At 69.4% G+C, this 22662-nt stretch carries 24 protein-coding genes; 19 read left to right on the top strand and 5 right to left on the bottom strand.

Annotation, left to right across the window (positions count from 1 at the left end; all coding sequences use genetic code 11):
• Positions 1-915 carry an EamA family transporter gene (locus BCM27_RS17110; RefSeq protein WP_033203991.1) on the top strand — a complete coding sequence of 305 codons (915 nt, stop codon included), beginning with the start codon at positions 1-3 and terminating at the stop codon, positions 913-915.
• Positions 916-922: 7 nt separating this feature from the next.
• Here the strand turns inward: BCM27_RS17110 and BCM27_RS25895 are convergent, their stop codons facing one another.
• A complete protein-coding gene (locus BCM27_RS25895) occupies positions 923-1099 on the bottom strand; it encodes a hypothetical protein (protein ID WP_004019207.1) in 177 nt (58 codons plus the stop codon).
• A gap of 209 nt (positions 1100-1308) precedes the next feature.
• Here BCM27_RS25895 and typA point away from each other — a divergent pair, with 209 nt between their 5' ends.
• From typA to cofG, 7 genes are all read left to right on the top strand, one after another.
• Positions 1309-3219: a translational GTPase TypA gene (gene typA, locus BCM27_RS17105; RefSeq protein WP_004019208.1), complete on the top strand. Its 1911-nt coding sequence runs from the start codon at positions 1309-1311 to the stop codon at positions 3217-3219.
• Between the two features lie 78 nt (positions 3220-3297).
• Entirely contained in the window at positions 3298-5268 is a 1971-nt protein-coding gene (locus BCM27_RS17100) for an ABC transporter family substrate-binding protein (protein ID WP_004019209.1), read from the top strand.
• Entirely contained in the window at positions 5265-6155 is an 891-nt protein-coding gene (gene mshB, locus BCM27_RS17095) for an N-acetyl-1-D-myo-inositol-2-amino-2-deoxy-alpha-D-glucopyranoside deacetylase (RefSeq protein ID WP_004019210.1), read from the top strand. Before BCM27_RS17100 ends, mshB begins: the two co-directional genes overlap by 4 nt.
• 16 nt (positions 6156-6171) lie before the next feature.
• Complete coding sequence (locus tag BCM27_RS17090) at positions 6172-6570, top strand: hypothetical protein (protein ID WP_004019211.1); 399 nt, start codon at positions 6172-6174, stop codon at positions 6568-6570.
• A gap of 59 nt (positions 6571-6629) precedes the next feature.
• Positions 6630-7769 (top strand): hypothetical protein, encoded by a 1140-nt coding sequence (locus BCM27_RS17085; protein WP_004019212.1) that lies wholly within the window; start codon positions 6630-6632, stop codon positions 7767-7769.
• A 53-nt stretch (positions 7770-7822) separates the two neighbouring features.
• Positions 7823-9331, top strand: coding sequence for a flavin-containing monooxygenase (locus BCM27_RS17080; protein WP_004019213.1), 1509 nt, complete (start codon positions 7823-7825; stop codon positions 9329-9331).
• Positions 9328-10575 carry a 7,8-didemethyl-8-hydroxy-5-deazariboflavin synthase CofG gene (gene cofG / locus BCM27_RS17075; RefSeq protein ID WP_004019214.1) on the top strand — a complete coding sequence of 416 codons (1248 nt, stop codon included), beginning with the start codon at positions 9328-9330 and terminating at the stop codon, positions 10573-10575. The genes BCM27_RS17080 and cofG overlap by 4 nt, the downstream gene beginning before the upstream one ends.
• Before the next feature lie 106 nt (positions 10576-10681).
• Here the strand turns inward: cofG and BCM27_RS17070 are convergent, their stop codons facing one another.
• Positions 10682-11056: a rhodanese-like domain-containing protein gene (locus tag BCM27_RS17070; protein WP_004019215.1), complete on the bottom strand. Its 375-nt coding sequence runs from the start codon at positions 11054-11056 to the stop codon at positions 10682-10684.
• Positions 11053-11643: a cysteine dioxygenase gene (locus tag BCM27_RS17065; protein WP_004019216.1), complete on the bottom strand. Its 591-nt coding sequence runs from the start codon at positions 11641-11643 to the stop codon at positions 11053-11055. The genes BCM27_RS17070 and BCM27_RS17065 overlap by 4 nt, the downstream gene beginning before the upstream one ends.
• A gap of 441 nt (positions 11644-12084) precedes the next feature.
• Between BCM27_RS17065 and fdxA the strand changes: the two genes are divergently transcribed.
• On the top strand, positions 12085-12414 hold the full coding sequence (gene fdxA, locus BCM27_RS17060) for a ferredoxin (RefSeq protein ID WP_004019217.1): 330 nt from the start codon (positions 12085-12087) through the stop codon (positions 12412-12414).
• Positions 12415-12424: 10 nt separating this feature from the next.
• Positions 12425-13567 carry a succinyldiaminopimelate transaminase gene (gene dapC / locus BCM27_RS17055; protein WP_004019218.1) on the top strand — a complete coding sequence of 381 codons (1143 nt, stop codon included), beginning with the start codon at positions 12425-12427 and terminating at the stop codon, positions 13565-13567.
• Positions 13568-13594: 27 nt separating this feature from the next.
• Here dapC and BCM27_RS17050 read toward each other — a convergent pair whose 3' ends face one another.
• Complete coding sequence (locus BCM27_RS17050) at positions 13595-13837, bottom strand: DUF3072 domain-containing protein (RefSeq protein ID WP_004019219.1); 243 nt, start codon at positions 13835-13837, stop codon at positions 13595-13597.
• 61 nt (positions 13838-13898) lie between these two features.
• Positions 13899-14864 (bottom strand): 2,3,4,5-tetrahydropyridine-2,6-dicarboxylate N-succinyltransferase, encoded by a 966-nt coding sequence (gene dapD, locus BCM27_RS17045; protein ID WP_081486967.1) that lies wholly within the window; start codon positions 14862-14864, stop codon positions 13899-13901.
• Between the two features lie 189 nt (positions 14865-15053).
• Between dapD and BCM27_RS17040 the strand changes: the two genes are divergently transcribed.
• The 9 genes from BCM27_RS17040 to BCM27_RS17000 all read left to right on the top strand — a co-directional run bounded on the left by BCM27_RS17040 (position 15054) and on the right by BCM27_RS17000 (position 22662).
• A complete protein-coding gene (locus BCM27_RS17040) occupies positions 15054-15569 on the top strand; it encodes a DM13 domain-containing protein (protein ID WP_004019221.1) in 516 nt (171 codons plus the stop codon).
• Between the two features lie 4 nt (positions 15570-15573).
• Positions 15574-16674, top strand: a complete 1101-nt coding sequence (gene dapE, locus BCM27_RS17035; RefSeq protein WP_004019222.1) for a succinyl-diaminopimelate desuccinylase — start codon at positions 15574-15576, stop codon at positions 16672-16674.
• A gap of 44 nt (positions 16675-16718) precedes the next feature.
• The gene (locus BCM27_RS17030) at positions 16719-17498 is read left to right on the top strand and encodes an LOG family protein (protein ID WP_004019223.1); all 780 of its coding nucleotides are present in this window, start codon (positions 16719-16721) and stop codon (positions 17496-17498) included.
• A gap of 43 nt (positions 17499-17541) precedes the next feature.
• The gene (locus BCM27_RS17025) at positions 17542-18078 is read left to right on the top strand and encodes an LOG family protein (RefSeq protein ID WP_004019224.1); all 537 of its coding nucleotides are present in this window, start codon (positions 17542-17544) and stop codon (positions 18076-18078) included.
• 76 nt (positions 18079-18154) lie between these two features.
• Positions 18155-19960 carry a long-chain-acyl-CoA synthetase gene (locus BCM27_RS17020; protein ID WP_004019225.1) on the top strand — a complete coding sequence of 602 codons (1806 nt, stop codon included), beginning with the start codon at positions 18155-18157 and terminating at the stop codon, positions 19958-19960.
• A gap of 71 nt (positions 19961-20031) precedes the next feature.
• A complete protein-coding gene (gene folP / locus BCM27_RS17015; RefSeq protein WP_239450706.1) occupies positions 20032-20856 on the top strand; it encodes a dihydropteroate synthase in 825 nt (274 codons plus the stop codon).
• Positions 20853-21881, top strand: a complete 1029-nt coding sequence (locus tag BCM27_RS17010; RefSeq protein ID WP_004019227.1) for a glucosyl-3-phosphoglycerate synthase — start codon at positions 20853-20855, stop codon at positions 21879-21881. The genes folP and BCM27_RS17010 overlap by 4 nt, the downstream gene beginning before the upstream one ends.
• Before the next feature lie 114 nt (positions 21882-21995).
• A complete protein-coding gene (locus BCM27_RS17005) occupies positions 21996-22391 on the top strand; it encodes a DivIVA domain-containing protein (RefSeq protein ID WP_004019228.1) in 396 nt (131 codons plus the stop codon).
• A gap of 103 nt (positions 22392-22494) precedes the next feature.
• Positions 22495-22662 carry a DUF3117 domain-containing protein gene (locus BCM27_RS17000; protein ID WP_004019232.1) on the top strand — a complete coding sequence of 56 codons (168 nt, stop codon included), beginning with the start codon at positions 22495-22497 and terminating at the stop codon, positions 22660-22662.

Below are 22662 nucleotides of genomic sequence, written 5' to 3'. Positions count from 1 at the left end.
ATGCGCGGTGGTGGAGGCCTCGCCGTGCCGGTGACGCGACGCGACCTGCTCGTCCCGCCGGGCCTGATGGTCGTCGGCGCGACGTCGATGTACCTCGGCGCGGCCGTTGCCGTCGGCCTGTTCGACGTCATCTCCCCGGCCGCGGTCGCCTGGTTGCGGATCGCCGGGGCCGCGTTGGTGTTGCTGCTGTGGGTGCGGCCACCGCGGACCGCCTGGCGGTGGGAACGGCTACGCCTCGCGGCGTGCTTCGGGCTGATCACCGCCGGGATGAACATCGCCTTCTACGAGGCCCTCGCACATCTGCCGCTGGGTACGACCGTCGCCTTGGAGTTCCTGGGTCCGATCGTGGTGGCCGCGTTGGGTTCTGCAACGCGTCGCGACGTCGCCGCGCTCGTGCTGGCGGCGGTCGGCGTCGTCCTGATCGCCGATGTCCGGTGGTCGGGGACGGCGATCGGCGTCGTCCTGGCGCTGACCGCGGCCGCCTGCTGGGCGGGGTACATCGTCCTGGGCAAACGCGTCGCGGCGCGGGGTGCGGGCGTGGAGGATCTGGCCACCGGCTTCGCGGTGGCCGCACTGCTCACCGCGCCGCTCGCGTGGTGGGTGGCCGACGCGGTGCGCGCGGGTGCCGCCCTGCCGGCCGTGCTGGCACAGGGCCTGCTGCTGGGCATCGCGTCGACCGCGGTGCCGTATGCCCTGGACCAGATCGTGCTGCGGAGAGTCGGACAGGCGAGGTTCGCGATCCTGCTCGCACTGCTGCCGGTGACGGCGTCGGTGATCGGGTTGCTCGCACTCGGACAGGTTCCGCGGCCGCTCGAAGCAGCCGGCATCGCCCTCGTCGCGGTGGCCGTCGCGGTCCGATCGGCCGACGAGGACGATCGGCTCGTCGACCGCGAGGGCGAGACACCGCCGGGCTGACCCGTGGTCAGGCGGCGCGCGCCTTCTTCAACGCCTTGTGGAGTTCCTTCTTCGACATGTCGGAGGTGTCGAGCTTGCGCATCCGATGGATGACCACCGGACAGCGAACGCAGCGCGTGGAACTCTTGCAACACTTCTTCTTGGGCTTCAACGAGCCCACTCTGGTCGGGTCGACCTTGCCCATACGGCGAGGTTAGCAGACCCTAACTATCGCCTTTGTGGGTGCTGTGATCGCGGTCTCACCGTCCGAGCCGATACTCTGTCACATTGAATCCCTAGGTGATCTGCTCCCCGCGCCGGTCAGAGCCGTTCGGATGCGAGCGTCGCCGACGTTCCGCAGTGAGCCGAGCGCCGTCCGTCGCCGCAGGTCCCCACCCACACGAAAGAGAGCCAGTGAGCGCTGCCCCCACCTTCCGCAACGTCGCGATCGTCGCGCACGTCGACCACGGAAAGACCACACTCGTCGACGCCATGCTGCGCCAGTCCGGCGTCTTCGGCGAGCGCGCCGAGGTCGTCGACCGGGTGATGGACTCCGGTGACCTCGAACGTGAAAAGGGCATCACCATCCTCGCCAAGAACACCGCGGTCCACCGGCGCCAGCCGGACGGCACCGAGGTCGTCATCAACGTCATCGACACCCCCGGCCACGCCGACTTCGGTGGCGAGGTCGAGCGCGGTCTGTCGATGGTCGACGGTGTCGTCCTCCTCGTCGACGCCTCAGAGGGCCCGCTGCCGCAGACGCGCTTCGTGCTCCGCAAGGCGCTGGCCGCCGAACTGCCGGTGATCGTCGTCGTCAACAAGACCGACCGACCCGACGCCCGCATCCAGGAGGTCGTCGACGAGACGCAGGACCTCCTTCTCGACCTCGCATCCGACCTCGACGAAGAGGCCGCGAAAGCCGCCGAGCTCGTCCTGGAGCTGCCGGTGCTCTATGCCTCGGGCCGCGCCGGTGTGTGCAGTACCGAGCAGCCGGCCGACGGCGAGATCCCGGCCGGGGAGAACCTCGACTCGTTCTTCGACGTCCTGCTCGAGCACGTCCCGGCTCCCAAGGGAGACCCGGACGCGCCCCTGCAGGCACACGTCACGAACCTGGACGCCTCGGCCTTCCTGGGTCGCCTCGCGCTCGTCCGCATCCACAACGGCACCCTCCGCAAGGGTCAGCAGGTGTCCTGGTGCCGCGAGGTCGACGGTGAACCCGTCGTCGAGCGCGCCAAGATCACCGAGCTCCTCGCCACGGTCGGCGTCGATCGCGCCCCCGCCGAGTCCGCGTCGGCCGGTGACATCGTCGCCGTCGCCGGAATGCCGGAGATCATGATCGGCGACACCCTCGCCGATCTGGAGAACCCGCAGCCGCTGCCGCGCATCACGGTCGACGAGCCGGCGATCTCGGTGACCATCGGCACCAACTCGTCACCCCTGGCCGGCCGGGTGTCCGGTCACAAGCTGACTGCCCGGATGGTCAAGCAGCGCCTCGACACCGAGCTGATCGGCAACGTGTCGCTGCGCGTGCTCGACATCGGCCGCCCCGACGCCTGGGAGGTGCAGGGCCGTGGTGAGCTCGCGCTCGCCATCCTCGTCGAGCAGATGCGCCGTGAGGGCTTCGAGCTGACGGTCGGCAAGCCGCAGGTGGTCACCCGCAAGGTCGACGGCAAGATCCAGGAGCCCTTCGAGCACCTGACGGTCGACGTGCCGGAGGAGTACCTCGGCGCGGTGACCCAGCTGCTCGCCGCGCGCAAGGGCCGCATGGAGCAGATGAACAACCACGGCACCGGCTGGGTCCGGATGGAGTTCATCGTGCCGTCCCGCGGCCTGATCGGTTTCCGCACCGACTTCCTCACCGAGACCCGCGGCACCGGCATCGCCAACGCCGTCTTCGACGGCTACGACGCCTGGGCCGGCGAGATCCGCGCCCGCCACACCGGCTCGCTCGTCAGCGATCGCGCCGGCACCGTCACCCCGTTCGCCATGATCCAACTCGCCGACCGGGGCACGTTCTTCGTCAACCCGGGCGAGGACTCCTACGAGGGACACGTCGTGGGCATCAACCCGCGTCAGGAAGATCTCGACATCAACGTCACCCGCGAGAAGAAGCTGACCAACATGCGTCAGTCGTCGGCCGACGTGATGGAGACCCTCGCCAAGCCGATGCAGCTCGATCTCGAGGGTGCGATGGAGTTCTGCGCCGCCGACGAGTGTGTCGAGGTGACCCCGGAGGTGGTCCGCGTCCGTAAGGTCCACCTGGACTCGAACACCCGTGCCCGCGAGCGTTCGCGTGCCAAGTCCCGGGATGCAGCTGTCAGCTGACGGTTCGGCGGTACGGCGGTACGGCAGCGCCCGTGCACGGTGGTAGACACGTCTGACGGACCGAGCAGCTTCTTTGTCATGGGGGTATCCGAGGTGAATCGCGCGAGACCACGACCAGGCCGCGAGACCACGAATCGCGTCCGGGGCCGGCTGTTCGGCGTGGTCTCGTGCGGGATCGCCCTGCTCGTCGTACTGACGGCGTGCATGTCCGATCCGCCGCCACCGGTCCGCGACACCGGGCCGCCGCCCACCCCGACCGAGTACCCGGTGGAGAAGACAATCTACATCGCCACCGACTCGGTCGGCTCCGGGTTCAATCCGCACATCGCGGCGGATCAGAACCCGGTGACCACGGCGGTCGCGGCGATGACGCTGCCGAGTGCCTTCGCCCCGGTGCAGACACCGGGCGGGACGGTGTGGGAACTCCAGCGTTCGTTCGTGACCTCCGCGGAGGTCACCTCGCGAGCGCCGTTCACCGTGACCTACCGCATCCACACCGACGCCCAGTGGTCCGACGGGCTGCCGGTGACCGGCGACGACTTCAACTTCCTGTGGCAGCAGATGTCCCGGCAACCCAACGTGGTGGCGCCGGCCGGCTACCGCCTCATCGACTCGGTGCAATCCCGGGAGGGCGGCAAGGTCGTCGAGGTCCGGTTCGAGCGACCGTTCCCGGCCTGGCGGGAACTGTTCACCGGACTGCTGCCGAGTCACGTGCTGAAGGGAGCGCCGGCAGGTTTCCAGACCGGGATGGACACCGGCAAGCCGGTGTCGGCCGGTCCTTACGCGATCGTCGGCATCGACAAGACCCGTGACGAGGTGCGGCTCGCCCGCAACGACCGGTACTGGGTCACCCCGCCACGGCTGGATCAGGTCGTCTTGCGCCGCGCGGGCACCTCGGCCCAGATGCTCGACTCCGTGCGCTCCGGCGACTCGGCCGTCGTGGCCCTGGGCGCCTCGCCGGCCACCGACGCCGAACTGACCGCCCTGCCCGGTCTGGAGACCGCGCGCAGCCTGACGTCACGGTCACTCGGGGTGAGCGTGAACGCCCGCACCGACGCGATGAGCTTGGTCGAGGTCCGCCGCGCGATCCTCGGACTGGTCGATCCGCGGCTGACGACCTTCGCCGGCGCCGGGGACTGGGTCGTCGAGCCGTTCGCCAACACGGTCTTCGCGCCGTCGGACCCCGGTTATTCACCGGTGGACCGACCCCGTGTCGGGCCGGCCGAGATCGACGCATTGCTGGGGTCTGCGGGCTACCGTCGGGCCGCGCCGGAACCCGTCGGTTCCGCATCCCCGGTCCCGTCGGCGTCGTCCGAATCCTCGTCGGCGGCACCCTCGGTCCCGCCGTCCTCACCCCCCGCATCCGGGTCACCGTCCGCCGGTGGGTCCACGACGCCCGGTGCGACGGACGCCCCGATCGAGGGTCTGGTCGAGGTGCCGGAGCTGCCCGAGGGCATCCTGCCTTTCCAGCGCGACGGACAGGACCTCATCGTCCGTGTCGGTGCGGTGGCCGGCGATCCGCGGACCACGTCGGCGGCGTCGAGCATCGTCGACCAGCTCCGTGGGGCGGGTGTGCGGGCGCAGGTGGTCACGCTCCCCAACAGCGAGTTGTACGGGTCGGCACTCACGAACAAACGTGTCGACCTGGTCGTCGGATGGTCCGGCCTCGGAGTGCCCCCGGCAGCCTCACTCGCCTCGCAGGTCGACTGCAACCAGCCCAAACCCGGTACCGAACCGTCGCCCGCGACGCCCCCGACCCCCACCAGCATCGCGCCGAGCGGAGGCGATCCCGGGGACAGCTACGCCAGCAACATCTCCGGCCTGTGTGATCCGCGACTGATCGAGCTCGCCCGCACCGCGCTCTCCGAGGACGACCCGATCCCGACCCTGAACGAGGCCGAACCGCTCCTGGCCGCCCAGGCGATCTACCTGCCGCTGTACCAGGACTCGATGGTCGTGGGAACCACGCCGGCCGTGCGCGACGTCCCGCTCACCGGGCCCATCCAGGTCTCGATCTTCGGGACCGCGGTGAACTGGGAGCTGTCGTGACCGGTACCCCCGCCGGTCGTCGGTTGCTGCTCGTGCACGCGCATCCCGACGACGAGACGATCATGACCGGCGGCACCATCGCCCGGTATCTCGCGGAGGGCGTCGACGTGCGGGTGCTGACCTTCACCCTCGGCGAAGAGGGTGAGGTGATCGGGGACGAGTGGGCGCAGCTGGTCGCCGACGGCGGTGCCGATCAGCTGGGGGGCTTCCGGATTCTCGAGCTCTCGCGCGCACTGGCCGCGCTCACTCCCGACGGCCGCGCGCCGCTGCGGCCGCGGTTCCTCGGCGGCGCCGGGCGCTGGCGGGACTCCGGCATGGCCGGCGCGCCGTCCGCGAACCACCCGCGCGCGCTCGTGCGGGCGGCGTTCGACGAGCCGGTCGGTGCGCTGGTCGACGTGCTCACCGAGTTCGCACCGCAGGTGGTCGTCAGCTACGACGCATCCGGCACGTACGGGCATCCCGATCACAAACTCGTCCACGAGGTCACGGCCGCCGCGGTCGCGCGGGCCCGCGAAGTCGGGTCGGGTCCGGTCAAGGTCTACGAATCGGTGACCGAACGCAGTGCCCTCGAGTCCGGGCTGGCCCGAGCCGTCACCGTGCCCGACGGCTGGCGGATGCCGCACGACGGTGAGCTCCCCAGCTATCCCGATGCCGACATCACCACCGAGATCGACATCAGCGCATACCTCGCCCACAAGGTCGCCGCACTGGCCGCCCACGCCACCCAGGTGACCGTCGCCGCGTCGGGTACCGAGTACGCCCTGTCGAACAACATCCTGCAGCCGATCGCCCGTGCGGAGCACTTCATCCTCACCGAGCCGGAACGCCACGAGTCCCTCGGTGCCGCGGACACGCGCGAGTCGGACCTGTTCGCCGGGATCGACTGAGACCGGGATTGCGACGATGACACGTTCGGCTCGCCCCGCACCGGGTTCCGTCCTCGACCGGCTCCTCCTGGGCTTCCTGATCGTCGACGGGTTCGCGGTCGGACTCCTCGGCGTCGCGTTCACCTACCAGCGCTTCGGTGGTGTCGCGCTACCCGTGGCGGCGCTCGTCGCGGGGGCGGTCAACGCGGCCCTGCTCTGGCTCGCGTCCGCCTTCACCGCCACCCCGTGGCGGTACGGTCCGCTCGCCGCCTGGGGGCTCGTCGTCGTCATCGCCGGCGGATTCCCCGGGCCGGGCGGTGATGTCGTGCTGTCGATCAGCGGCGGTTACCTGGTGCAGACCCTTCTGCTCCTGGTGCTCGGCGTCGGGCCGTGCGTCGCGCTGGCCTGGACGGGTCGGCTGCCCGAACCCGAGTGACCGCCCGGCGACGGGGCGCTCTGCGCTGCACTTCGCGGTGCGGAGTTAGAGTGAGAGACATGCTTCTGCGCGCGTGGGCCGAAGACATCCTGGCCCCGATCGAGCGCGTCACGGCCGCACTGAGCCGTGTTCGTGACGACCCGACTCTCGGGGCCGACGCCCTGGATGATGACGGCTGGGTTGCGCTGCTGGGTGCCTCGGGTGCGCAGCTCGACGAATTGTGCGACCTCGCCGACTCCGTGCGTCGCCGCGTCACCGATCCGGATGTGCTGACGTTCGTCGTCAACCGCAACTTCGACACGGGGGTCGTCAGCTGTCTCGGCCCCGACGATCCCGGGTTGGACGACCTGGTCGCCGAGGCGGTCGGTCTCGGGGCGACCGAGATCTGCATGCAGGGACCACTGCCCGCGGAGCTCCCGGCCGACGAGTACGTCCGGCTCGTGGAAGTCATCACCGGGGCCGCCGACGGACTGCACCTCCACGCGTACCGGGCACCGGAGATCGTCGACGGAGCCGAGCGCGCCGGGGTGTCGGTTGCCGAACATCTCGAGCGGTTGCGGTCGGCAGGCCTGGGATCGGTGCCGGGGACCGCTGCCCAGATCCTCGACGACACCGTGCGTGCGACGCTGTCGCCCACCGGCTCGGCACCGGCGGTCGGCAGCTGGGTCGATGTCATCGAGACCGCTCATCGGCTGGGTCTCTTCTCCACCGCGACGATGCTCTACGGGCACGTCGAGACGCCTGCGCACCAGGTCGCCCACCTGCGGCTCCTGCTCGAGATCCAGCGTCGCACGGGCGGTTTCAGCGAACTCATCCTGATGCCGCTGCTGCCCGAGAACGTGCCGCCGCACCTTGCCGGGACCGCGACCCGGACGGCGTCGGAACGGGAGACCCGAGCGGTGCACGCCGTGGCCCGACTCATGTCCGCGGGCCTTCTCGACCATCTCCAGGTGGCGTGGACGAAGCTTCCCGCCGCCACCGTCGATCGGGTGTTGCGGGGCGGTGCCGACGATCTGGGCGGTCTGCTGCTCGACGGCACGCTGATGCCGACGGCCGGACCGGAAGCCGGTCGTGTGCTCGACGCGGCCGCCGTCGTCGACATCGCGGCGCGAGCCGGACGGGCGCCGCGTCAGCGGACCACCCGCTATGGGGTGCCGGGACCGGACCGGCTGCTCCCACTGCCCACGGTGTCCGCGTGAGCCGGACACCGTCCGATGCCGGGCCGTCGAACGAGATGCGACCGTCGTCGCTGATGATGGATGACGTCGATGTGGTCATCATCGGCGCGGGCTTCGCCGGACTCGGCATGGCGACGCAACTCGCGCGCCGAGGGCAGGAGTCGTTCGTCGTTCTCGAACGCGCCGACGGCGTGGGAGGCACGTGGCGCGACAACACCTATCCCGGAATCGCCTGTGACATCCCCGCGCACCTGTACTCGTTCTCGTTCCGGCCGCCCGCGGACTGGTCCGCGCGGTTCCCGCGCGGCGCCGAGATCCGCAGCTATCTCGAGCAGATCGTCGTCGACGAACGGCTGGCCGATCGGATTCATCTCAATCGTGAACTGCGCGAAGCCGTCTGGGACGAGCGCGGCGCACACTGGATGATCACCGCCGCCGCGCCGGACGGGCGGTCCGCGACGTTCCGCGCCCGTACGCTGGTCCTGGCTGTGGGGCGGTTGTCGGAGGCGCGCATCCCCGACATCGAAGGGCTCGACACGTTTCCGGGACAGGTCGTCCACACGGCCGGCTGGCACGACGCCGTCGCGGTGGCCGGTGCGCGGGTCGGGGTCGTCGGGACCGGTGCGTCGGCCGTGCAACTCGTCCCGCACCTCGCCGAGGTCGCCGAGGACCTCGTCGTCTTCTCTCGTACCGCGCCGTATGTCGTGCCGCGGGCGGATCGGAGCTACACCGCCGACGAGCGCGTCGCGATGCTCGATCCGGTCGTCGCCGCCGAGGTGCGCGAGCACCTGCTGATCGAGGCCGACTCTGCGTTCCGGCAGCGACTCGGGTTGCATCCGGACATCGACCAGATCCGGGCGCGCGCCCGAGACCACCTGCACGGGCAGGTGGCCGACGCCGGCCTCCGTGAGCAGCTGACCCCCGACTACGAGATCGGTTGCAAGCGCATCCTTCTCAGTGACGACTTCTACCCGGCGTTGCAGCGGTCGAACGTGGTGTTCGAGCCGAGCGCGCTGACGTCGGTCGCGGAGTCCAAGGCCACCGCGCACAGCGGCCGCACCTACGACCTCGACGTCCTGGTGATGGCGACCGGTTTCGAGGCCGCGCGCCCGCCCGCGGCGTCGCGTATCACCGGCCGCGCCGGACGTCGGCTGTCCGGGCATTGGTCCGCAGGCATGACTTCCCACGCCTCGACCGTCGTCAGCGGTTTCCCCAACATGTTCGTCCTGGACGGACCGAACGCCGCACTCGGACACAACTCGGCGATCTACATGATCGAGACGCAGCTCGACTACGTCCTGGGCGCGTTGGAGTACATGGCCGACAACGGGATCGGGACCCTGGCGGTGTCGCCTGCCGCCGAGGAGGCCTACACCCGGGAGATCGACGCGCGCGCCGAGTCGACCGTGTGGATGACCGGTTGTGACAGTTGGTATGTCGATCCGGACAGTGGTCGCCTGACCCTGCTCTGGCCGGGCACCGCGGCGTCGTTCCGCGAACGCAACGGCACGTTCGACCCCGCACCCTATGAACCACATCCCGGCGATCCCGGCACCGGAACACCCGAGGAGGGGCAGGAATGACCGACAAGTCCATCATCCGCGGGGCGCTGGCCGCCGCTCACGAACGCGCGCCGATCGGTCTCGACGATGCCGTGGCGCTCCTGTCCTGTTCGGGTGAGGACCTCACCGAACTCCAGTCGATCGCGGGGGCGATCCGCGACGAAGGCCTCGCGGCGGTCGGCAGGTCGCGTCAGATCACCTATTCGCGCAAGGTGTTCATCCCGCTGACCCGCCTGTGCCGCGACCGGTGTCACTACTGCACCTTCGTGACTGTCCCCGGGAAGCTCGCCCGAGCGGGGGAGGGCCTGTATCTCGAGCTCGACCAGGTCGTCGATCTCGCGCGGCGCGGCGCCGAACTGGGCTGCAAGGAAGCCCTTTTCACCCTCGGCGACCGACCGGAGGACAGGTGGCCCCAGGCCGGCGAGTGGCTCGCCGAACGGGGATACTCCTCGACGCTGGACTACGTGCGTGCGGCCGCGGTCGCGGTGCTGTCGGAGACGGGTCTGCTGCCGCACCTCAATCCCGGTGTGATGAGCCTCGACGAGCTCCGCCACCTGCGGCCGGTCGCGCCGTCGATGGGGATGATGCTGGAGACGACGTCGCGACGCCTGTTCACCGAGAAGGGGCAGGCGCACTACGGGAGTCCCGACAAGGACCCTCTGGTCCGCATGCAGGTGCTGCGCGACGCGGGCACCGCTCGCGTTCCGTTCACCACCGGAATCCTCGTCGGGATCGGTGAATCCCTCACCGAGCGAGCCGAATCGCTGCTGGCGCTCGCCGATGTGCACGCCGCGGGCGGGCACATCCAGGAGGTGATCGTGCAGAACTTCCGCGCGAAGCCGGACACCGCCATGCGCTCGACGCCCGATGCGGAGATGACCGAGTTCCTCGCCGCCGTCGCGGTCGCCCGGATCGTCCTCGGCCCGCACATGCGGATCCAGGCGCCGCCGAACCTCGTGTCGCCCGCCGAGTGCGCTGCCCTGATCGCCTCCGGCGTCGACGACTGGGGTGGGGTGTCACCCCTGACGCCCGACCACGTCAACCCGGAGCGCCCCTGGCCCCACCTCGACGCTCTGGCCGCGCGGACCGCGGAGTCCGATTTCGTTCTCACCGAACGCATCACCGCGCAGCCGCCGTACGTGTTGAACGGTATCGACTGGATCGATCCGGCCCTCGCACACCATGTGTCCGCACTCGCCGACCCGGTCACCGGCCTCGCCGTCGACACCCGCCCCGCGCCAAGGCCCTGGCCCGCGGTGGCTTGATGTCCTGCTCCCTGAGGTGCGAGCGAAGCGAGCCGTGTGTTCCCTGAGGTGCGAGCGAAGCGAGCCGTGTGCTCCCTGAGGTGCGAGCGAAGCGAGCCTCGAAGGGTCAGCCGAGAACCGGTGCCAGAGCCTCGTATCCGCCGATGACGTCGGTCGCGCGGTGGAGTCCGAGCTCTTGCAGCGCCGCCGCGGCGAGACTCGACGTATAACCCTGCGAACACAGGATGATCCAGCGGACGTCGTGGTCGACTGCCTGGTCGATACGTGCGTCGCTCGCCGGATCGCAACGCCATTCGAGGACATTGCGTTCGATCACGAGAGCCCCCGGCGCTTCGCCTTCCTCGGCGCGCTGGGCCGCGGGCCGGATGTCGACCAGCACCGCGCCGTCGGCCAGCTCCGCGGGGACGTCGACGGGCTCGACCCGCGCGATCCGCGACCGCGCGTCGGCGAGCACGTCGTCGATGGTCCGGTGAGCGCTCATTCGGGTTCGTCGGTGAGGACGGTCCGGTTGCGGCGCAGGTACCCGCCCTCGGAGATGTCGTAATAGGACATGGCGGTCAACGGCGGGGAATAGGCGTGCACGCTCAGTGTCGGGGTCACCAGTGCGACAGGCTGCTCACTCGTCGACGGCTCCGGCGCGGCCACGACCGGGTTCCGCACGACGTCGTGCACCCAGCCGAGGGGGAAGGCGGCCTGGTCGCCGGCGTCGAGGATGCGCACCGCGAGATCGTCTCCCGTCCAGTGGTACTCGCGCAAGCTGCCCGACAGCACGGTGAGCGCGCCGAGCGAGCCGGCGTGGTCGTGGAGTTCGGTGGCCTCTCCCGGCGTCCAGCTGATCAGCCACACGTCGACGTCGTCGTCGGCGTGCAGTCGCGTCGACCAGCGGTGCCGCTCGTCCCAGACCTTCGGGAGCACGGCGTCGTGCCGGCCGTCGAGAACGTCGGCGACGCCCTGATCGGTGATACGGAGGAGGTCGGCGGGCCGGAGCCGCGTCGGCAGGTGGCTGATGGTGCGCGGGGCAGCGGAGGACCGAGACGCCCATTCGGTGCGGGCGAGGGTGGAGGTCATGGCGAATCCTTGCGTGGGTCGATGAGGAGGTGATGAGGCCGATCGGTTCAGCAACAGCACATCGACATCGACCGCGCGGTGGGTCGGTGCGGCACCCGGGCGCACGCACCCGCGGGTCGGTGTCCCCTCAGGACGGATTCGTCGACGACGATCATGCGCCCGACACTGCCCGCGGATGGTCGCGGCGTCGAGGTTTGTCGGCACGCTGAGCGAAACCCGAGGCGCTCGCGTGCGGTCCAAGTGTGATCCTCGTTACTCGAAGGCCGATCCACGCGGTTCTGGGCGGGGGCCGATTTCGTCGCAGCGTCCACCGGGGCGGATACTGTGGGGTGCGGTTCGACCAGCCCTCGAGCCGCACCGGCGCCGACGCCGGAGTGCTGTTCGACGCCGAACCCGCACTTCTCGTCGCGCCGACCCGGATCTTCCCTAGCGAAGGAGTGAGTGGTGACCTACATCATCGCGGAGCCTTGCGTCGACGTGTTGGACAAGGCTTGCGTGGAGGAATGCCCCGTCGACTGCATCTACGAGGGTGGACGCATGCTCTACATCCAGCCGGATGAGTGCGTCGACTGCGGTGCGTGCGAACCGGTGTGCCCGGTCGAGGCGATCTTCTACGAAGATGATGTGCCGGACGAGTGGGAGCCCTACGTCAGCGCGAACGCCGACTTCTTCGACGACCTGGGCTCGCCCGGCGGCGCCAGCAAGGTCGGCAAGACCGACGCCGATCCGGCGTTCATCAAGGGACTCCCGCCGATGAACGAAGAGGACTGACCGGCTCGGCATGAGCAGTCCTGTATCCCGTGCGGCCGCTCCGCTACGCGTCACCTCGACCCGGGTGAGCGGGCGCCTACCCGACTTTCCCTGGGACACGATCGCCGACGCGAAGGCGACGGCGGGGGCCCACGCCGACGGCATCGTCGACCTCTCGGTCGGCACGCCCGTCGACCCGGTGCCCGCCCTCATCCGTGACGCGCTCGCCGACAACTCGACGTTCCCGGGGTACCCGACGACGATCGGGACGTCGGAACTGCGCCGGGCCGCGGCGGAGTCGCTGGCGCGTCGGCATGGCGTCACCGCTCTCGACGAGACGGGCATCCTGCCGGTGATCGGGACCAAAGAAGCCATCGCGGGACTCGCGTCGACCCTCGGGCTCGGACCCGGCGACGACGTCGTCATCCCCGAGGTCGCGTATCCGACCTACGAGGTGAGCGCACTGCTCGCGGGTGCCCGGCCGGTGCGCGCCGACTCGACAGTCGCCCTGGGGCCGATGAACCCGGCGCTGATGTTCATCAACTCGCCGTCGAATCCGACCGGCAAGGTGCTGGGTCTCGACCATCTGCGCAAGGTCGTCGGGTGGGCACGCGAGCGGGGAACCGTCGTCGTGTCCGACGAGTGCTACCTCGGGTTGAGCTGGCAGGGCGAGCCGCTGTCGATCCTCGACCCCCGGGTCTGCGACGGCGACCACACCGGGCTGCTCGCCGTCCACTCGCTGTCGAAGATCTCGAACCTCGCGTCGTACCGTGCCGGCTTCTTCGCCGGCGACCCCGATCTCATCGGCGAACTGCTCGCGGTCCGCAAGCATGCCGGACTGATCGTGCCGTTCCCGATACAGGGGGCGATGACCGCCGCGCTGCGCGACGACGCGCATGTCGACGAGCAGCGTGAACGCTATGCAGCCCGTCGTCGACTGTTGAAGGCCGCGGTCGAGGGTGCGGGCTTCCGGGTCGACCATTCCGAGGCGGGCCTGTACCTCTGGGCAACCCGGGACGAACCGTGCCGGGAGACCGTCGACTGGCTCGCCACGCGTGGAATCCTTTGCGCCCCTGGCGATTTCTACGGCCCGGCGGGTGAACGCCACGTTCGGATGGCGCTCACCGCGACCGATGAGCGGATCAGCGCGGCCGTCGCCCGCCTGGCCGCCTGAGCCCCGACCCGATCAGTCCCGACCGGATCAGCCGCGGCCGCTCTTCTGCTGTAACCGGTCGATCTCCTCGGAGGCCTCGGCCTTGGTGAGGTCGGCCGAGAGCGTCTCGCCGGCTTCTCGTGCGAGGGTGTCGAGATAGCTGCGCTGGGCGCCGGTCATCGGCTCGTCACCGGTCACCCAGTCGTCCGGGTCCTTTTCGGTGGTGTTTCCGGCGCCTGCGCCGAGGACGTCGTCGGAATCGTTCGTCGAACGATTGTTCGATGTGCTCATGAGCCCACCATACGTCGCGATCACCGATCCGGCCAGTGCGCGACGGTGGCGTCGGCCGGACTCAGTCGTTCTTGTGCAGCGCCTCGTTGAGGGCGATGCCGTCGCCCTTCCACGGCACGACCTCGACCGCCCCGGTCAGGCTGTTGCGACGGAACAGAAGGTTGGACTGGCCGGACAGATCGCGCGCCTTGATCTGCGTGCCGTCGGGTCCGGTGACCTTGGTGCCTGCGGTCACGTAGAGGCCGGCCTCGATGACGCAGTCGTCACCAAGCGGGATGCCGCAGCCGGAGTTCGCGCCCAGGAGACAGCGCTTGCCCAGCGCGATGATCTCTTTGCCGCCGCCCGACAGGGTGCCCATCGTCGAGGCGCCGCCGCCGATGTCGGAGCCGTCGCCGACGACGACGCCCGCGGAGATCCGGCCCTCGACCATCGACGACCCGAGGGTGCCGGCGTTGAAGTTCACGAAGCCCTCGTGCATCACGGTGGTGCCGGCCGCCAGGTGCGCGCCGAGGCGGATGCGGTCGGCGTCGCCGATCCGCACGCCGCCGGGCACGACGTAGTCGACCATGCGCGGGAACTTGTCGATCGAGTAGACGGTGACCGGTCCGCGCGCACGCAGCTTCGCCCGGACCGACTCGAAGTTCTCGACCGCGCATGGGCCGTGGTTGGTCCAGACGACATTGGTGAGCATCCCGAAGATGCCCTCGAGGTTGGCGCCGTGCGGGGTGATGAGGCGATGTGACAGCAGGTGGAGCCGGAGGTAGACGTCGTAGGCGTCGATGGGCGCGGCGGCGATGTCGGCGATGCCGGTGCGGACCGCGATGGTCTTCACTCCGCGGGCCTCGTCGACGCCCACCAGATCGCGGAGATGGGCCGGCGTCGACTCGTCGTCGAGGGTCACGGTCTCGGCGGTCTCGACACCGTCGAGCTCGGGTTCGGGGAACCAGACGTCGAGGACGACGCCGGGAGTCGAACCCCCGTCGGTCACGGTCGCGATGCCAGTTGCGTGTGCGCCAGTAGATGTCACGACAGGTGAGTCTAGGTGATCGCTGCCCGTCGTCCCGCGCCGCCACCGGTGCCCCGCCGCCGCTCTGCCGTCATCCATTCGGCCCAAAGTCCTGGTCACGTGCCGTGCGGCGCTCGTAGGGTCGCCACCATGACCGGTCATCCGCAGCCACCTGCACCGCCCCGGCGTCGACGTCGTCGCTGGCCGTGGGTGCTCGGCGGCCTCGGCGTCGTGCTCGTCGCGGTGCTGGCGGTCGGGGCCGTCGTCTTCCAGCCGTGGCTGATCTTCGTCGACACCGAGATCGACGACGCGATCCCCGTGGCGGTCACCCCGACGACCTCGGCGCCGGGCCAGGCGCCCCCCGCCGGACCGGTGGTGGTCTCGCGCGGAAGCCTGATCAGCCATGAGCATTCGACCTCCGGAACGGTCTCGGTCATCGAACAACCCGACGGTTCACGCGTGTTGGCGATCGAGAACCTGGACACCACCACCGGCCCGGACGTCCACGTGTGGCTGTCACAGGGGGAGGTGGTCGAGGGATTCGCCGGCTGGCGCACGGCCGCCGGGGCCCCGCACGTCGACCTCGGCATGATCAAGGGCAACAAGGGCGACCAGCTCTACGAGATCCCCGCCGACGTCGACCCGGGCGACTATCCGTCGGTGTTCCTCTGGTGCGTGAAGTTCAGCGTCTCCTTCGGCGCCGCCGAGATGGGCTCACTACGGTGAAGGGGTGAGCACTCCCGATCTCGACCTGACCGCCGATCCCGTCGACCTGACCGCCGCGCTCGTCGACATCGAGAGCGAGTCGCGCAACGAATCGGCCATCGCCGACGCGGTCGAGGCCGCACTGCGGGCGCAGACAACCGGTTTCGAGATCCTCCGCCACGGCAATCGCGTTCTCGCCCGTACCGATCGGGGGCATGACCGGCGAGTCATCCTCGCCGGTCACCTCGACACCGTGCCGGTGGCCGGCAACCTCCCGCATCGCCGTGAGACCCATCCGGAGGAAGGTGACGTCCTGCACGGCTGCGGCACCGTCGACATGAAGTCCGGTGACGCGGTGTTCCTCCACCTGGCGGCAACGCTGCCCGAGCCGGCCTCCGACCTGACGCTGATCTTCTACGACTGCGAGGAGATCGCGGCGGAGTTCAACGGCCTCAACGACATCGAACGCGAACTCCCCGAATGGCTGGCCGGCGACGTGGCGATCCTGGGCGAACCGACCGCGGGGCTCATCGAGGCGGGATGCCAAGGAACACTCCGGGTCAGGCTGTCGACGTCGGGGATCCGGGCGCATTCGGCCCGATCGTGGATGGGCGACAACGCCATCCACAAGCTCGGCAATGTCCTGACCACGCTGGCGGGCTACGAGGCCCGTCGGGTCGACATCGACGGCTGTGAGTACCGCGAAGGTCTGTCCGCGGTCGCCGTCGGGGGCGGGGTCGCGGGCAACGTGATCCCCGACGCCGCACACGTCGACGTGAACTTCCGCTTCGCGCCCGACCGCTCGATCGATCAGGCCCTCGACCACGTGCGCGAGGTGTTCGCCGCCGACCTGGCCGACGGTGTCATCGAGCTGGCGGTCACCGATTCGGCCGCCGGCGCCCTGCCGGGTCTGGCACACCCGGCCGCTGCGGCGCTCGTCGAGGCCGCGGGTGGCCGCTTCCGCGCGAAATACGGGTGGACCGATGTGTCGCGGTTCTCGGCGCTGGGCATCCCGGCTGTGAACCTGGGTCCCGGCGACCCCAACCTCGCGCACCGCGTCGACGAGCGGGTCCCGGTGGAGCAGATCCGCGCGGTGACCGAGCTGCTGCGCGACTACCTGTCCTGAGTGGCCGGATCGGGTGGCCCGGCCACGCTGCTAGCGTGACCGCCATGTCGACCACGCCCGATCCCGCCGCCGACACCGACGGAACCGATCCCGACACCTGCTACGTCGGGCCCATCCGCATCCGCCGGGATCAGCAGGGCAAGACCACCGATCGACGGCTGCTCGAGTGGGTCGACCCGCGCGACGCCGAGCGGCGCTCGGAGCGGACCATGCGCGACTCGTGGCGCGTGCTGCGCATCCAGTCGGAGTTCGTGGCCGGGTTCGACGCCATGAGCGAGGTGGCCGAGGCCGTCACCGTGTTCGGCTCCGCCCGCCTCGCCCCGGAATCGCCCGAATACGCGCTCGGGGTGCGGGTCGGACGTGCGCTCGGCGAGGCCGGGTATGCGGTCATCACCGGCGGCGGGCCCGGAGCGATGGAGGCCGCCAATCAGGGCGCCCGCCAGGCGGCTGCCCAGTCCATCGGCCTCAACATCGAGCTGCCCTTCGAGCAGGGCCTCAACCCGTGGGTCGATCTCGGGATGAACTTCCGGTACTTCTTCGTCCGCAAGACGATGTTCGTGAAATACGCGCAGGCGTTCGTCTGTCTCCCCGGCGGGATGGGCACGCTCGACGAGCTCTTCGAGGCGCTGACCCTCGTACAGACCAAGAAGGTGGTGCGATTCCCGATCGTGCTGGTGGGCAGCGACTTCTGGGGCGGGCTCCTGGCCTGGATGCGCGACGTCCTCGCCGCGCGCGGGATGATCTCGCCCGAGGATCTGGACCTGCTCACCGTCGTCGACGACCCCGATGACGTGGTCGCCGCGATCGAGGCCGCCACACCCTGAGGGCCGAGATGACCGGGTCGGGCGGCGATGGCACGATTGCCCGGTGAGTGCTGTCTGTGTCTATTGCGCGTCCGGTCCCGTCGACCAGCCCTATCTCGACCTCGCCGCCGAGGTCGGGCGGACCCTGGCCGAGCAGGGGCATGTCGTCGTCTCCGGTGGCGGGAACATCTCCATGATGGGCGCGCTGGTCAACGCCGCCCGCGAGGCGGGCGGTCACACGATCGGCATCATCCCCCGCGCGCTGATGAAGCACGAGGTCGCCGACCTCGGTTCGGGGGAACTCGTCGTCACCGAGACCATGCGCGAACGCAAGCGGCTCATGGACGAGCGCGCCGACGGGTTCATCACCCTGCCGGGCGGGATCGGGACGCTCGAGGAGCTCTTCGAGACCTGGACCGGTGGCTATCTCGGGATGCACGACAAGCCGGTCGTCCTGCTCGATCCTTCCGATTTCTACGCGCCGTTGCTCGACTGGCTGCGAGAGTTGTCGACAACCGGGTTCGTCGCCCGGCGATCGCTGGACCGACTGCTCATCTCGCGGTCGGTGTCCGACGCGGTGGAGTTGGCGACGGCACGGTGAGGTCTTGCTACCGGCCGGTAGGGTAGCGCGTGGGTGCGCGGGGCACCTGATATGCCAGCGGGAGAGCGGAGGGCAGATGTCCCCAGAGGTCGAGCAGCAGGACAGTCGGCAGCAGAGCGTGAAGAAGACGGTCGGTATCCCCGACCTTCTTCGTGGTGTGGTGAAGATGGCGCCACATGCGACCGGGATGATCAAGCACGCACCGGGGCTCATCCGTCGCCCACCCGAGGCCAAGCGGACCATCGGTTCGGTCTTCCAGAAGCTCGCGGCCGAGCACCCCGACCGCCCCTTCGTCCGGTTCGAAGGCCGCACGACCACCTACGGTGAGGCCAACCGCCGGGTGAACCGTTACGCCGCAGCGCTTTCGGCCGACGGCGTCGGCACGGGCGACGTGGTGGCGCTGCTGTCCAAGAACTGCACGACCGACCTGCTGCTGATGCTCGCCACCGTCAAACTCGGTGCCATCGCCGGGATGCTGAACTACAACCAGCGCGGTGAGGTGCTCGAGCACAGCGTCGGACTGCTGGAGGCCTCGGTCCTCATCCACGATCCCGAGTGCGCCGAGGCGTTCGACTCGATTCCGGAATCGGTTCTGCCGCAACACGTCTACGACTTCGCCGAGTTCGACGCCGCCGCCGAGGGGCTCGCCGAGGCCGATCCGGAGGTCACCGAGCAGCTGCCCGCGTCGACCAAGGCCTTCTACATCTTCACCTCCGGTACAACCGGAATGCCGAAGGCGAGCGTGATGAGCCACAACCGGTGGCTGGCGAGCCTGTCCGGCATCGGTGGTCTCGCGGTGCGGTTGCGCCACAGCGACACCATGTACGTGCCGCTGCCGCTCTACCACAACAACGCGCTGTCGGTCTCACTGTCGTCGGTCCTCGCCTCCGGCGCGTGTATCGCCATCGGGCGGTCGTTCTCGGCGTCGAAATTCTGGGACGACGTGATCCTCAACCGTGCGACGGCCTTCTGCTACATCGGCGAATTGTGTCGCTACCTTCTCGCGCAGCCCGAGAAGCCCACCGATCGCCAGCATTCCGTACACACCGTGGTCGGCAACGGTATGCGCCCGGACATCTGGGACGAGTTCCGCGAGCGGTTCGGCGTCGACCGGGTCGTCGAGTTCTACGGGGCCAGCGAACTCAACCTCGCGTTCGTCAACGCGTTCAGCGTCGACAAGACCGCCGGCTTCTGCCCGCTCCCGTACAAGATCGTGGAGTACGACGAGGAGGGGAACCCCAAGCGCGGCGACGACGGTCGGCTCGTGAAGGTCGGCCGGGGCGGCACCGGCCTGCTGCTCGCCCAGATCAGCGACCGGGTGCCCGTCGACGGTTACACCGACTCCGAGGAGACCGAGAAGAAGATCATCCGCGACGCCTTCAAGGACGGCGACTCCTACTTCAACTCCGGTGACCTCGTCCGCGATCAGGGCTTCGCCCACATCGCCTTCGTCGACCGGCTCGGTGACACCTTCCGCTGGAAGGGTGAGAACGTCGCCACGACCCAGGTCGAGGGGGCGGTCGACTCCTACGAGGCCGTCGCCCAGTCCGTCGCGTACGGCGTCGAGGTCCCGGGAACCGACGGTCGCGCCGGGATGATCGCGATCAAGCTGCGTGAGGGCGCCGACCTCGATCCGAGCAAGTTCGCCCGTCACCTCTACGACGCGTTGCCGTCGTACGCGGTGCCGCTGTTCGTGCGGATCGTCGACGACTTCGAGCAGACCTCGACCTTCAAGAACCGCAAGGTCGAGCTCCGCAAGGAGGGATACGCCGACGCCGAGGCCGACCGACTCCACGTACTGCTCGGCAAGGAGAAGGGCTACACCGAGTACTACGACGGCTATCCCGACGACGTCGCCGCGGCCAAGGTGCCCAAGGGGTGAGTTCGAACCCGGAGGCGTCGGTGTCGCCGACGCTGTGCGGGCGTCGGGTGCCGACCGATCGCGCGCTGGTCATGGCGATCGTCAATCGCACCCCCGACTCGTTCTACGACCGGGGTGCGAGCTTCGACGACGCCGCCGCGCAGGCGCACGTCGATCGGGTGGTGGCCGAGGGCGCCGACATCATCGACGTCGGCGGGGTGAAGGCCGGTCCGGGTCGCGAGGTCGATGCCGCCACGGAGGCGGCCCGGGTCGTCGGGATGATCTCCTGGATCCGGGATCGGCACCCGGGTGTGCTGATCAGCGTCGACACGTGGCGCAGCGAGGTGGCCGACCAGGCCTGCGCCGCCGGGGCCGACCTCATCAACGACACCTGGGCGGGGGTCGATCCCGACGTGGTGGCCGTCGCCGCCGAACGGGGTGTGGGAATCGTCTGTTCCCACACGGGTGGAGCGATGGTGCGGACCCGCCCGCACCGCGTCGCATACGGGGATTCGGTGGACGCCGTGGTGGCCGATGTCCTCCGCGAGGTGACCTCCGCGGCCGAACGCGCGCTCGCGGCCGGGGTCCGTCGAGACTCGATCGTCATCGATCCGACGCACGATTTCGGCAAGAACACCCACCACGGGCTGGCTCTGTTACGTGGCGTGAAAGATCTTGTTAACACGGGCTGGCCGGTGCTCATGGCGCTGAGCAACAAGGATTTCGTAGGGGAGACTCTGGGTACAGACCTAGCGCAACGATTGGAAGGGACACTGGCCGCGACAAGTCTGGCCGCCGCACAGGGCGCCCGGATCTTCCGCGTTCACGAGGTCGCCGCCACTCGCCGTGTGGTCGACATGGTCGCTGCCATCGCGGGAACGAGACCACCCGCCCGAACAGTCAGGGGACTCGCATGACCAAGCAGAAGCGACGTACGCCCAGCACCGTCATCAGCCGGGACAAGGCCGCGATGTGGCCGACGATCGCCCAGGCCCCGGGAACCGAGCAGCGCTGGTCGTCAACCCACACCTGGGAACAGCCCGACTGGACGATCGACGAACTCGTCGAGGCGAAGGACGGCCGGACGATCTCGGTCGTGCTCCCCGCGCTGAACGAGGAGGAGACCGTTGCCGACGTGATCGCGACGATCATGCCGCTCTACGGGAGCCTGGTCGACGAGGTCATCGTCCTGGACTCCGGTTCCACCGACGCGACCGCCGAACGAGCGCTCGCCGCCGGCGCGCAGGTGGTCACCCGCGAGGAGGCGGTCCCCGAGCTGGACCCGGTCAAGGGCAAGGGTGAGGTGCTCTGGCGTTCGATCGCCGTGGCCACCGGCGACATCATCGCCTTCGTCGACTCCGACCTCATCGACCCGGACCCGATGTTCGTGCCGAAGATGCTGGGTCCGCTGCTCGTCAACCCCGAGATCCAGCTCGTGAAGGGCTACTACCGGCGGCCGCTGCGCACGGGCGGCACCCACGACGCCAACGGCGGCGGTCGCGTGACCGAGCTCGTCGCCCGGCCGCTCCTGGCCTCCCAGAAACCCGACCTCACCGCAGTGCTGCAGCCGCTCGGCGGCGAGTACGCCGGCACGCGCGAGCTGCTGTCGTCGGTCCCGTTCGCGCCCGGCTACGGGGTGGAGATCGGGCTGCTCATCGACACCTACGACCGCCACGGTCTGGCCGGTATCGGTCAGGTCAACCTCGGGGTCCGGACCCACCGCAACCGCCCGCTGGTGGAACTGGGGGTCATGAGCCGGCAGATCGTCGGAACCCTCATGCGCCGGTGCGGGATCGAGGACTCGGGCGTCGGCCTGACCCAGTTCACCGCCGAGCCCGACGGGTCGTTCACACCGCACACCACCGAGGTCTATCTCGAGGATCGTCCGCCGATGAACACCGTGCGGGTGCTGGACACCAAGGCCGAGGAGATGGCCTCCTAGGGGCACCGGGCACGGCACCCCACGGACCCGGCGACCGCGCGCCACACCGGAAGCGGTTGTCGGGTTCGTGCTGTGCCGGACTCCGGTCCGAGTGCTTCTGTCAGGATGGATCGCATGCAGACGCTGCTGCTGTACCTGCTGATCATGGGGCTCGTCATCGCGGTCGTGTTCGCCATCGTCTGGTTCGTGTTCGGACGTGGTGAGGATCTTCCGCCGGTCGAGCCCGACACGACCCTCACCAGACTGCCGTCGGTGGGGATCACCGGCGACGACGTCCGCGCGCTGCGGTTCGCGCAGACACCGCGGGGCTACAAGCAGGCCGAAGTCGATTGGGCGCTGGCGCGTCTCGCACATGAGGTCGACGATCTGCGCTCGGTGATCGCGCGCCTGCGTGACCGGGAGCCGGTGCCCGGGACGCCGGTCGACACGCACCCCGACGATGCGGCCGCCGACCACGAGAACGGTGGTGCCGGCGCGTGGCAGCCCGGCCCGCCGATGGCCCCGGGGTAGTCGCGCAGCGGGTTCCGCGTGGCGCGCGTGTCGCGCACTGGCAATCGTGTGAGACGCCTACACGTATCATGTTCGGAGCAGGGACCTTGAAGGGAGCTTGAGAATGGCGGCAATGAAGCCACGTACTGGGGACGGCCCCCTCGAAGCGGCCAAAGAAGGGCGTGGAATCGTTGTCCGGATTCCGATCGAGGGTGGGGGTCGACTCGTCGTCGAGCTGACCGCCGACGAAGCAGCCGCGCTGGGCGAGGAACTCCGCGGGGTCACCGGCTGA

Source organism: Gordonia terrae (assembly GCF_001698225.1).
GTDB lineage: Bacteria > Actinomycetota > Actinomycetes > Mycobacteriales > Mycobacteriaceae > Gordonia > Gordonia terrae.
Note: the sequence above shows the minus strand (reverse complement) of the source record. Positions and strands in the feature narration are given on the sequence as shown.